Origin of the sequence: Streptomyces wedmorensis (assembly GCF_000716445.1) — a bacterium.
In the GTDB taxonomy this organism is placed as follows: domain Bacteria; phylum Actinomycetota; class Actinomycetes; order Streptomycetales; family Streptomycetaceae; genus Streptomyces; species Streptomyces wedmorensis.
On the sequence record NZ_JNWK01000009.1, the window covers coordinates 250,117 to 261,295 of the forward strand.

At 71.3% G+C, this 11,179-nt stretch carries 10 protein-coding genes; 6 read left to right on the forward strand and 4 right to left on the reverse strand.

Annotation, left to right across the window (positions count from 1 at the left end; translation table 11 throughout):
- Positions 1-110: 110 nt before the first annotated feature.
- The 6 genes from ppsA (at position 111) to OO54_RS10610 (ending at position 7,752) form a co-directional block, all read left to right on the forward strand.
- Positions 111-2,513, forward strand: coding sequence for a phosphoenolpyruvate synthase (ppsA, locus tag OO54_RS10585; RefSeq protein WP_033202620.1), 2,403 nt, complete (start codon positions 111-113; stop codon positions 2,511-2,513).
- Between the two features lie 244 nt (positions 2,514-2,757).
- Complete coding sequence (locus OO54_RS10590; protein ID WP_033202566.1) at positions 2,758-3,171, forward strand: CBS domain-containing protein; 414 nt, start codon at positions 2,758-2,760, stop codon at positions 3,169-3,171.
- A gap of 219 nt (positions 3,172-3,390) precedes the next feature.
- Positions 3,391-3,849: an Hsp20/alpha crystallin family protein gene (locus OO54_RS10595; protein WP_033202567.1), complete on the forward strand. Its 459-nt coding sequence runs from the start codon at positions 3,391-3,393 to the stop codon at positions 3,847-3,849.
- Complete coding sequence (locus tag OO54_RS10600) at positions 3,846-4,349, forward strand: flavodoxin domain-containing protein (protein ID WP_033202568.1); 504 nt, start codon at positions 3,846-3,848, stop codon at positions 4,347-4,349. The genes OO54_RS10595 and OO54_RS10600 overlap by 4 nt, the downstream gene beginning before the upstream one ends.
- A gap of 48 nt (positions 4,350-4,397) precedes the next feature.
- The gene (locus OO54_RS10605; protein ID WP_051786838.1) at positions 4,398-4,988 is read left to right on the forward strand and encodes an Rv1733c family protein; all 591 of its coding nucleotides are present in this window, start codon (positions 4,398-4,400) and stop codon (positions 4,986-4,988) included.
- Positions 4,981-7,752, forward strand: a complete 2,772-nt coding sequence (locus OO54_RS10610; protein WP_078905137.1) for a cation-translocating P-type ATPase — start codon at positions 4,981-4,983, stop codon at positions 7,750-7,752. The genes OO54_RS10605 and OO54_RS10610 overlap by 8 nt, the downstream gene beginning before the upstream one ends.
- Here OO54_RS10610 and OO54_RS48750 read toward each other — a convergent pair.
- The 4 genes from OO54_RS48750 to OO54_RS10630 form a co-directional block, all read right to left on the reverse strand.
- A complete protein-coding gene (locus OO54_RS48750) occupies positions 7,722-7,949 on the reverse strand; it encodes a DUF4389 domain-containing protein (protein ID WP_418953290.1) in 228 nt (75 codons plus the stop codon). The two genes, OO54_RS10610 and OO54_RS48750, sit on opposite strands and share 31 nt — an antisense overlap.
- Positions 7,950-8,068: 119 nt before the next feature.
- Positions 8,069-8,674 carry a CBS domain-containing protein gene (locus OO54_RS10620; protein WP_033202569.1) on the reverse strand — a complete coding sequence of 202 codons (606 nt, stop codon included), beginning with the start codon at positions 8,672-8,674 and terminating at the stop codon, positions 8,069-8,071.
- Between the two features lie 286 nt (positions 8,675-8,960).
- Positions 8,961-10,295, reverse strand: coding sequence for a nicotinate phosphoribosyltransferase (locus OO54_RS10625; protein ID WP_033202570.1), 1,335 nt, complete (start codon positions 10,293-10,295; stop codon positions 8,961-8,963).
- A gap of 52 nt (positions 10,296-10,347) precedes the next feature.
- Positions 10,348-10,986: a CBS domain-containing protein gene (locus tag OO54_RS10630; protein ID WP_033202571.1), complete on the reverse strand. Its 639-nt coding sequence runs from the start codon at positions 10,984-10,986 to the stop codon at positions 10,348-10,350.
- Positions 10,987-11,179 lie beyond the last annotated feature (193 nt).

Sequence of the window (11,179 nt, forward strand, 5' to 3'; positions counted from 1 at the left end):
CTGATCAGCCCCCGGCCCCAGCGTCCCCACGGGCCCGCCCCCTCGACCTGCGCACGCCGTCCGGCCGTCCCCTGCCGTACTGAGGAGACCCGAGAGCCGTGGAGGAGACCATGGGACCGATACGACACGTCGTACCGTTCACGGAACTGGGGCGGCACGACGTCGGACGAGCGGGTGGCAAGAACGCCTCGCTCGGCGAGATGACCACCCGGCTCGGGGGTGCGGGCATCCGCGTCCCTCCGGGATTCGCCACCACCGCCGAAGCGTACGAGGAACTGCTCGGTTCCCGAGACCTCCGCCGTCGCGTGGAGGCGGAACTCGACAGACTGCACGAGGGTGCCCCTCTCGATCAGGTCGGGGCGGCCATCCGGTCCCTCTTCCTCGTGGAGCCGTTGCCCGTGCCTCTGCGGGATGCCGTGCTCGCGGCGTACGAGCAGCTGGCCGAGGAGATCGGTCGGGAGTCGCCCGAGGTGGCGGTGCGCAGCAGTGCGACGGCGGAGGACCTGCCCGAAGCGAGTTTCGCCGGGCAGCAGGAGACGTACCTGAACGTCAGCGGCGCCGACGCGCTCCTTGAGGCGTGCACGCGCTGCTACGCCTCCCTGTTCACCGACCGGGCGATCGACTACCGCGAACGGATGGGCTTCGACCACCTCGCCGTCGCCTTGTCCATCGGCGTCCAGGTCATGGTCCGCTCCGATCTCGCCGGCGCCGGGGTCGTCTTCACCCTCGACCCGGAGAGCGGCTTCCCGGACGTGATCGTGGTGAGCGCCGCCTGGGGACTGGGGGAGACCGTCGTCAGCGGCCGGGTCGACCCGGACGAGTACACGGTGTTCAAGCCGAGCATGAAGGACCCGGCGCTCGACCCCGTCATCGACGTGCGGATCGGAGCCAAGCGGCTGAAGGCCGTATACGCGGACACCGGGCTGACCCGCACGGTCGACACACCCGACGGCGAGCGGAACCAACGGGTCCTCGACGACGCGGAGATCCGCACGCTCGCCGGCTGGGCGGCGGCCGTCGAGGAGCACTACGGCTGCCCCATGGACATCGAATGGGCCAAGGACGGCCTCACCGGCGAGCTCTGGATCGTCCAGGCCCGCCCCGAGACGGTCCAGTCGCGTCGGCGCACCACCACCCTGACCCGCCGCCGGCTCACCGCCACTCCCGGCGAACCGCTCGTCGAAGGCATCGCCGTCGGCGAGGCCATCGGCCAGGGCCGTGTCGTGGCGCTCGACGCGCCCGTCGACCTCGACCGCTTCCCCCAGGGCGGCGTCCTCGTCACCGGCGTGACGGACCCGGACTGGGAACCCGTCATGAAGAGGGCCTCCGCCATCGTCACCGACCACGGGGGGCGCACCTCACACGCCGCCATCGTCAGCCGCGAACTCGGCGTCCCCGCCGTCGTCGGAACCGGAGACGGGACACGGATCCTGCGTGACGGGAGTTCCGTCACGGTCTCCTGTGCAGAGGGAGGGAGCGGACGCGTCTACCAAGGGCTGCTCCCGTACGAGGAGACCCAGACCGACCTCGCGGAACTGCCCGCCACCCGAACCCGGGTGATGCTGAACCTGGCCGACCCCTCAGCCGCGTTCCGCTGGTGGCGGCTCCCCGCGGACGGGGTGGGACTGGCGCGCCTCGAGTTCATCGTCGCCCACCAGGTGAAAGTCCACCCCATGGCCCTGCTGCATCCGGAGCGGCTCGACGCCCACGGCCGGCATGTCATCGAGCGGCTCACCGAGGGCTATCTCGACCGAGGCGAGTACTTCGTCGACCGGCTCGCCCACGGCATCGCCCGGATCGCCTCCTCCCGCTGGCCGACGCCCGTCGTCGTGCGCACCAGCGACTTCAAGACCAACGAGTACGCCAAGCTCCTCGGCGGCCGACCCTTCGAACCGGACGAGGCGAACCCCATGATCGGTTGGCGTGGTGCGAGCCGGTACTACAGCGACGGCTACCGTGAGGGCTTCACCCTCGAATGCCGCGCGCTGCGCCGTGTGCGCGAGGCGATGGGGCTGACGAACGTGGTCGTCATGATCCCCTTCTGCCGCACCCTCGGCGAGGCCGATCAGGTGCTCGCGGTGATGGCGGACGAGGGACTGGTACGGGGCGAGAACGGGCTGCAGGTCTACGTCATGGCGGAGATACCGGCCAACATCATCCTGGCCGGGGAGTTCGCGGAACGCTTCGACGGATTCTCGATCGGCAGCAACGACCTCACCCAGCTCACTCTCGGCGTCGACCGCGACTCCGAGGCCCTCGCCCATGTCTTCGACGAGCGGGACCCCGCGGTCGTCCGCAGCATCCAGACCCTCGCAGTCCGCGCCCACGCGGCGGGTCGGCCGGTCGGACTGTGCGGGCAGAGGCCCAGCGACGATCCGGCGTTCACCGCGATCCTGGTCGAGGCGGGCCTCGACTCGATCTCGGTGGCACCGGACAGCTTCGCAGCGGTCAAAGGGCACGTGGCCCGCGCGGAGACGACGCTCGAGAACGTCACCGGACGAACGGAGGAGTGACCATGCCGAGGAGGACACGACAGCGAGTCGCCGGGGACACCGAGCTGCCGGCCCGGCACGGCCGACGGGCGCCCACGGGAGGCGTGCTGCCCGGTCGGCCCAGGAACCGCCGGCTGCCCGCAGAGGGGGCGACGGGACGTCCTTGGCGCCCGGTTCACACCGTCAGGGTGTCGGCGCTCTTCCTCTGAATCAAGGGCTGATCGGTTGGATCGTGAGCAGGGGGGCCGAAAAGGAGGACGTGGCCATGACGACCGCAAGGGAAATCATGCACGCCGGTGCGAGCTGCGTGCAGGAGAACGAGAGCCTGATGGACGCCGCACGCCGCATGAGTGAACTGGATGTCGGGGCGCTGCCCATCTGCGGGCCGGACGACCGGCTGCACGGCATCATCACCGACCGGGACATCGTGGTGAAGTGCCTCGCCAAGGGCAAGGACCCCCACCGGATGACGGCCGGGGACCTCGCCCAGGGCAAGCCCGTCACCGTGGACGCGGGCGCCGACAGCGAAGTGGTGCTCCGCACGATGCAGCACCACAGTGTCCGCCGCGTGCCCGTGATCGACGACCACCGCCTGGTCGGCATGATCAGTGAGGCGGACCTGGCGCGGCACCTGCCGGGGGAGCGGGTGGGCCACTTCGTCGAGGAGATCTGCCGCTGACAGCGCCAGCGCTGTGGCGCCATGGGCCGGTCGGGCCCCTCCCGGTGCGGCCCGTTCGGCCCCGTCGGACAGCCCCCTTGGACACTGCGCCACGCGACCTCGTGGGTGGAAGAGTGGGTTACGGAGTCGGATTGGGCTCCGCGACCCGATCCGCCGCCCGTCCGTACCTGTTCGGGTCCACGGCGACCGTCCGGGGCCCCGTACACGAGGAGCAGAGCAATGGCCGGAGGCAAGGTGGAACGCAGGCACAGCCTCTTCCCCGACTTCAACGACTGGTTCAACAGGGAGTTCCCAGGGCTGCCCGGGTGGCGCCCCGCTACGACCGCTCATTCCATTCCCGTGGAGGTGACCAGCGGTGACGGCGTGTACGTGCTGCGGGCCGAGCTGCCGGGGATGGACCCGGACGACGACATCGGCATCACCGTCGACGACAACCTCATCACGGTGAGTGCGGAGCACAGTGAGAGCACGGAGGACAAGGAGCATTCGGAGTTCCGCTACGGATCGTTCCGCAGGACCGTGCGCCTCCCGGGCACGATCCCGGCCGACGACGTCGAGGCGTCGTACGCGGACGGCATTCTCACCATTCGCGTCCCGATGCCCGAAGAGGAGACCACGTCCGTGCGGACCGTTCCGGTGAAGCGGACCGACAAGCCGGCCGACGGCGCGGAATCATGAACGCCAAACGCGTCCTGGTCGCCTACGGCAGCAAGGCCGGCGCGACCGCCGGTATCGCCGAAGAGATCGGCCGGACGCTCCGGGACGACGGCTTCGACGCTGTCGTCCTGCCTGCCGACACCGTCACCGACGTGAGCGGTTACGACGGCGTCGTTCTCGGCGGAGCCCTCTACGCCGGGCACTGGACCGGCAAGGCGCGACGGTGCGCCCGGCGCAACGCCGAACAGCTCAGGCACCGGCCTCTCTGGCTCTTCAGCAGCGGTCCCGTCGACAGTTCCGCGGAACAGCACGACATCCCGCCCGTACGAGGAGTCGCCCGACGGATGAAGAACCTCGGTGCTCGCGAGCACATGACCTTCGGTGGCGCCGTGACCGCCGAGACGTCGGGCTCGATCGCCCGCGCGATGGTGCGCCGGGGCAAGGGCGGCGACTTCCGCAATCCGGAACGGATCCGGGCATGGGCCCACCACATCGGAACGGAACTCGGCGCCACCCACTGAATCGGGCCTCTGACAGGTGGGCGAGGCCACCCCGAGGGGAGGTTCGGCATGCTCCACCACGAGCCGTCGGGGAGCGGGACCACACCGCCCGGGAGACTCGTCAGGCGCGCCGCCCTGGTCCTCGTGCTGATGATCGCTCTGATCTGCGGTGCTGTGGCCGCCGGGAGCCTTTGGGCGGCCGGAGCCAAGGCCGACCGAGAACTCGCCGTCCACCGTCACCAGGTGACCGCGACGACCACCGGGCCGGCCAAGGAACCACCCGTCGCCACCCGGTACGGCTCCAAGGCACAGGCCGTCGCGCCGGCTGTCTGGGAGCAGCCCGAGCACGTCCGTCGGTCCGGCACCGTTCACGTTCCGCCGCGGACACCCCAGGGGCGCGCCGTGACGATCTGGGTGGACGACGCAGGGGCACCCGCCCGGCCGCCAGGCAGTGCCGCGGACCGCGCCCTCACCTCGCTCTCGGGCGGTACGGCGGTGACGGGTGTGGTCGGGGTGACGGGCGCCGCCGTGGTCTTCCTCGTACGGCGGCGGACCCAAGGTCACCGGCTCGCGGCCTGGGAACGCGAGTGGGAGCAGGTGGAACCCGTATGGTCCGGCCGACTCCGCCGCGGCAGCGGTGCAGGGGACGACGATGACTGACCGTACCGACAGCCGTGCCACCCCGGAGCGGGACGCCGACTCCACCGAGGCGCCGCCCTTCGACCCCAGTGAACCGCTGCCCCGGCTGCGTCGTGAACTCGCGACGGGGCCGGATGGCCTCTCGGCCCGCGAGGCCGCCCGGCGCCTCGCCGTTCACGGACCGAACGAAGTGCGGCGCAAGGTGCGCTCCTCCTTCGTGCGCGAGCTGGTCGGGCAGCTGGTCCACCCCTTGGCCCTGTTGCTGTGGGCTGCCGCCGCCCTCGCCTTCGTCGCGGACCTGGCGGTCCTCGGGTGGGCGATCCTCGCGGTCATCGCCGTCAACGCGGCTTTCGCCCTGCTCCAGGAACGTCAGGCGGAGCGTGCGGTGGAGACGCTCGCCCGCTACCTACCCGAGCACGCCCTCGCCGTACGCGACGGGCAGCCCCGCGTCGTGGAGGCCCGTGACCTCGTACCGGGCGATCTGATCCTCCTGGACGAGGGCGACAAGGTCCCCGCCGACGCGCACGTCACCGAGGGGGGTGTCGAGGTCGATCTGTCGATGCTCACGGGCGAGTCCGTGCCGGTGGAACGGATCGCCTCAGCCGGTATCCTCGGCGCCCCGCTGCTGGAGGAGCCGAACCTCGTCTTCAGCGGGACGACCTGTGTCGGAGGGCAGGCGCGTGCCATCGTGTTCGCCACCGGAAACCACACCGAACTCGGTCGGATCGCCGCCCTCAGCCAGCGGACCCGGCGCGAGGCGAGCCCCCTGGAACGGCAGGTCAAGCGGGTCGCGTGGCTCATCGCCGGCGTCGCCACCGGCATGGGCGTCGTGTTTCTCCTCCTCGGGGTGGCGGTCGGGCTACCGGTCACCGACTCCCTGACGTTCGCCATCGGGCTCCTCGTCGCCAACGTCCCCGAGGGACTCCTCCCGACCATCACGCTGGCCCTGGCCGTCGGCGTGCGGGCCCTGGCCCGACGGGGTGCGCTGGTCAAGCGGCTCAGCGCGGTGGAGACCCTCGGTTCCACGAGTGTCATCTGCACGGACAAGACCGGCACACTCACCCGCAACAGCATGCGTCTCAGGGCCCTGTGGACGGTCGACCACGGGTCGGAGCCGGGCCCCTGGGCGGAGGAGCTGGCGAGGACGGGCGCCCTGTGCACCACCGTCACGCGAGAAGCCGACGGCGAACTGCACGGCGACCCCACCGAGGCCGCCCTCGTCGCCGGGGCCGCCGATCACGGGGCTCCGGTGGACCTCGGCCGGCGCGACGCGGGACGGCGGGCGCTGTTCCGTTTCGATCCGCGGCTGCGCCTGATGTCGGTCGTGCAGGGCGGGGAGAGGAGGGAGGGGGAGAAGAGGGAGAGGGAGAAGCTGGACGGGGAGAGGCTGGACGGGGAGATGCAGGGCCCCGCGCGGATCGTGGTCAAGGGTGCGCCCGAGGCGGTGCTGGACCGCCTCCTGCCCGGAACCGCGGCGGACTCGGCCCGCGTCGCGGCCGAGGATCTGGCCGGGGGCGGCATGCGGGTCCTGGCCGTCGCCGTACGCGACGTGCCGAGTGGCGCGGAGCTGCCGTCACGCCGTGAGGACGCGGAGTCGGGGTTGACCCTGCTCGGGCTCGTCGGGCTGTACGACCCGCCGCGCTCCGAGGTGGCGGAGGCCGTCCGCCGCTGCCACGAGGCCGGGATCCGGGTACACGTCGTCACGGGCGACAACGGCGCCACCGCCGCGGCCGTCGCCCGGGAGGTCGGCATCGGAGTACCCGGTCTGCACGTCGTCGCGGCGTCGGAGTCGCTGGGCGACGACGAACTTGACCGGCTCCTCGTGGAAGGCGACGACGAGATCGTCTTCGCCCGCTCCTCGCCCGAGACGAAGCTCAAGGTGGCCGACACCCTGCGGGAGCACGGCCGGATCGTCGCCATGACGGGTGACGGCGTCAACGACGCCCCCGCGCTGCACCGCGCCCACATCGGGGTGGCCATGGGACGTTCCGGCACCGACGTGGCCCGCGAGGCCGCCACGATGGTGCTCACGGACGACGACTTCGCCACCATCGTGACCGCGGTCGAAGCCGGGCGCCGCGTCTACGACAACGTACGCAAGTTCATCGTGTACATCTTCGCCCACGCGACCCCGGAGGTCGTGCCCTTCCTCGTCTTCGCGCTCTCCGCCGGCACGGTACCGCTCCCGCTCACCGTCCTCCAGATCCTCGCCATCGACCTCGGCACCGAGACCCTGCCCGCCCTCGCCCTGGGCCGGGAACGCTCCGAGCCCGGCATCATGCAGCGGCCCCCGCGGCCGCGGCACCAGGGCGTTATCTCCCGCGACATGCTCATACGGAGCTGGGGTTACCTGGGGCTCACGTCGGCGGTCCTCGTCATGGCGGGCTACTTCTACGTGCTGTGGCGCGCGGGCTGGCAGCCGGGCGACCCCACCGGTACCGGCAGCCCCTTGCACCACGCCTACGTGACGGCCACCACGGCCACCTTCGCCGGCATCGTGACCTGCCAGATCGGTACGGCGTTCGCGGCCCGCACCGATCACGCGGCGTTGCGCGACATCGGGGTGTTCTCGAATCCGCTGCTGCTCGCCGGTATCGCCTTCGAGGTCGCGTTCACTGCCGCTCTCGTCTACGCGCCCCCGCTCCAACACCTCTTCGGCACGGCCGCCCTTCCTCTGGACGTCGTCCTGCTCGTCGCGACGTTTCCCGTGCTGGTGTGGGGCACGGACGAGCTGCGGCGTGCCAGGCGGCGCCGTCAGCGGACGTCGGCCGTCCCCGGTTCGTGACCGCCCTGGTCGAGACGGAAGGGCGGGTAGCGGTCGGTGCCCAGGGCGCCGTACGAGTAGTACGAGACGCGCCAGGACCAGCGGAGCACGCCGAGAGTGAAGTCGAAAAGGCCCCGTGGGAAGCGCTCGGTGAAGAGGATGGCGAAGAACGCGATCACCGTCACCACGAAGAAGGCGATCCACAGGAAGAACAGCACGATTCAGTGCGGGACCACCAGGAGCCACTTGACCAGCCACAGCCGGCGGGACAGCCGGCTGCCGAGTTCGGCGGATACCGCCACGGGACTGTGCGGGGCGCCAGGGGTGTCCATGATCGTCACTTCCTCGACAGGTCGTCGTCTTCGTACCTGAGCCGGTCGACGACCCCCACGACACCGTCGACGCTGTTGCAGAGCCTGAGAAGCACCGGAACGAGGCTGCGACGGCGGACCGTGCCACTGAGGGTGACCCGGCCGTCCTCGACCTCCACCGAGAGGGCCGACGGGCTCAGCCCCAGAGTGTGGGTGACCACGTCCTCGACGATCTCCTCCTGGATCGCCCGGTCCCGGCGCAGGAAGAGCTGGACGAGGTCGCTCCGGCTGAGCACACCGACGAGGCGTCCGTCGTCGTCGACGACGGGCAGACGCTTGACCCTGGCCCGTTCCATCACCCGGGCGGCCCGCACCACGCTCCACTCCGGGCGGGCTACGACGGCGGGGCTGGACATGAGCGCACCCGCCGTGCCTGGCCCGGCCCCGGCGGCACGGCGCCGTACCAGGTCCGCCTCCGATACCACGCCCAGTGGCCGGTTCGACTCGTCCACCACGCACACCGCGGTGATGTCGAACTCGTCCAGGAGCCGTGCGATCTCCTTGAACGTCGTGCCCGGACCGACGCTGACCGCCGTGGGTGTCATCAGATCCGCGACGCTGCGGTGCCTCATCGCTCGTCACCTTCTCGCGCGTTCGACCGGGCCCCACGTTCAGGATCGCCCGCTGCCGCCGTCCTGGGGAGGGCCGTCCGGCCCTGGGGTTGACCGTGGTCGTCGGCGTAGGCCGCGAAGACCCGATGAACAGCACCAGGACAGCGCCCGCCGGTGTCGCAAGCCAGGTCATCCCGGCGCCTTTCCCACGTGCGGCGACGGAGTCCCGCCCTCCGGCTTCGAACTCGGCCCACGGGCGGCGCCGACCCGCCCTTTCGGGCGCAGCCTCCGCCGGGTGTCCCCGGTGCTACCGGCCGGCTCGCGTCCGCGCCTCGATCCGGTGCCGTACGACGGTCGTCAGAGCTGACAGCCGGGTCGACACGACCGGTACCGGCGGCACAGGGCCCTCGATGCGGCCCGCGGCCTCCGGCAGCGCGGCGACGTCGGCCTCGAAGCGGGCGCGGGCGGCTGCCAGGGTGTCGGGCGGATCCGTGCGGAGCCCGCCGCGCATCACGGTCCGCAGCAGTGGCTCCGTGCCCTCGGGTGGCTCCTCGTTCGCCAGGCCGATGACGTCGCGAAGGCCGAGGCCGCGGAACACCTGCTTCGGGGCCGGAGCCGTCACCTTCGCCGACGAGAGCTTCATGACGGGCCGGCCGTCGTATTCGACCAGCTTGTACGCCGCGTCCAGATACGGGGCGTCGGCGGCCGTGCCGACTTTCGTCCCCACGGCGAAGACATCGATGGGTGCTCCGTCCCGTACGAGCGTGTCGACGGCGTACTCGTCGAGGCCGCCGCTCGCGATGATCTGCACGTCCGTCAGTCCCGCCGCGTCGAGTGCGGTACGGGCGCTTCGGGCGAGCACTCCGAGGTCGCCGCTGTCGAGGCGGATTCCGCACCCCGGGCCGAGCCCCAAGTCGCTGAGGACGCGCGCGGCCGCCGCGACCCCGCGGTCGGTGTCGTACGTGTCGACCAGGAAGGTCACGGGGCCCGGATGGGTTCGGGCGAAGGCACGGAAGGCCTTCTCCTCCGAAGCGAAGGTCTCGATGTACGAGTGGGCCATGGTGCCGGATGCGGGGATGCCGTACCGGGTCGCGGCGGCGACGTTGCTGGTGCCCGCGAACCCGACCAGAGCGCAGAGCCGCGCCGCCTGCATGCCGGCCTCGGGACCGTGGGTCCGGCGCAGGGAGAAGTCCACCAGGGGCCGCCCGGCGGCGGCGAGCACACACCGCGCCGCCTTGGAGGCGACCGCCGTCTGATGGCAGACGAGGGACAGCAGGTAGGTCTCCACGAGCTGCGCCTGCGGCAGGGGCGCGGTGACTTCCAAGAGCGGTTCACCTGCGAGGACGAGCCGTCCTTCGGGCACGGCGCGGACCTGGCCGTGGAACGACAGGCCGTGCAGCGGTTCCAGGTCCTCGACCGGACGACGCAGCGCCTCGGCGAACTCCAGGACGTCGGAGCGGCCCACCCGGAACCGGGAAAGGTAGTCGAGGGCCGGTTCGAGCCCCGCCGCGACGAGGAATCCGCGGCCCGGGGGGAGGTCGCGGACGAAGAGGCTGAAGGTGGCAGGGGCCCTCATGTCCTCCCGCAGGTACGAGAGCACCATCGTGACCTCGTACAGGTCGGTGCTGGTCACCTGGGACATGCTTCGAGCACGTCGGGTGGCCTCGTGACCCGCACCGGAACGGCCGGACACGCTACGTCCGGCCCTGGGCGGTGAGCTCGCACCGTACGTCCACCACGCCTTCGACGGCGCGGGCCAGGCGGTCCGCGAGCGGGATGAGCGCGCTGTCGCGGACCTCGCCCGACAGCGTCACCACGCCGGCGTCGACACGCACGTCGACCCGGCTCCGAGAGAGCGGGAAGAGGTGCTCGACCACGTCGCGGCGCACTTCGGCGGCGAGATCCTCGTCCGGGCGGAGGAAGACCTTGAGGAGGTCGGACCGGCTCACGATTCCCTGGATCGTTCCGTTCGTGCCGACGACCGGCAGCCGTTTGACGTGGTGGGAGGCCATGAGGCGGGCGGCCTGGGGAAGGGACGCCTCGGGAGCGACGGAGACCGCGGGCGAGGTCATCAGGTCCTCGGCCCGGCGAGAACCGGCCTTGGCCGTGGCGTCCAGCCGTCGCATCTGTTCGACGAGACCGGGGCGGTGGTCGTGGAACTCCTCCTTGAGGAGCAGATCGGCCTCGGAAACCACCCCGACGACGCGGCCCTCGCCCTCGACGACGGGCACGGCCGTCACCTTCCACCGCTCCATGGCGGCGACGATCTCCTTGAACTCCGCGCCGGGCCGGACGGCGACGAGTTCGTTCGGCGGCATCCTCATGATGCTCATGGTGTGCCTCCGGCCCTCTCGTCGGGCACGGTCAGCGGACCAGGAGGGCCTCCCCGGAGCGGGGTACGACGGCCGTCCAGCCCACCGGGCGGATTCCTGGTCGTGGTGGCGATCGCCGTAGGTGGACTCCATGAGCAGCGTGTCGGCGCCCGAGAACGGTTCCGGCGGCGGCAGCAGCGGGTGCCCTGGGCGG

Excerpts from the sequence above, each read along its gene's own strand:
- ppsA (WP_033202620.1), top strand. The coding sequence starts at position 111 with ATGGGACCGATACGACACGTCGTACCGTTCACGGAACTGGGGCGGCAC.
- OO54_RS10590 (WP_033202566.1), top strand. The coding sequence starts at position 2,758 with ATGACGACCGCAAGGGAAATCATGCACGCCGGTGCGAGCTGCGTGCAG.
- OO54_RS10595 (WP_033202567.1), top strand. The coding sequence starts at position 3,391 with ATGGCCGGAGGCAAGGTGGAACGCAGGCACAGCCTCTTCCCCGACTTC.
- OO54_RS10600 (WP_033202568.1), top strand. The coding sequence starts at position 3,846 with ATGAACGCCAAACGCGTCCTGGTCGCCTACGGCAGCAAGGCCGGCGCG.
- OO54_RS10605 (WP_051786838.1), top strand. The coding sequence starts at position 4,398 with ATGCTCCACCACGAGCCGTCGGGGAGCGGGACCACACCGCCCGGGAGA.
- OO54_RS10610 (WP_078905137.1), top strand. The coding sequence starts at position 4,981 with ATGACTGACCGTACCGACAGCCGTGCCACCCCGGAGCGGGACGCCGAC.
- OO54_RS10620 (WP_033202569.1), bottom strand. The coding sequence starts at position 8,674 with ATGAGGCACCGCAGCGTCGCGGATCTGATGACACCCACGGCGGTCAGC.
- OO54_RS10625 (WP_033202570.1), bottom strand. The coding sequence starts at position 10,295 with ATGTCCCAGGTGACCAGCACCGACCTGTACGAGGTCACGATGGTGCTC.
- OO54_RS10630 (WP_033202571.1), bottom strand. The coding sequence starts at position 10,986 with ATGAGCATCATGAGGATGCCGCCGAACGAACTCGTCGCCGTCCGGCCC.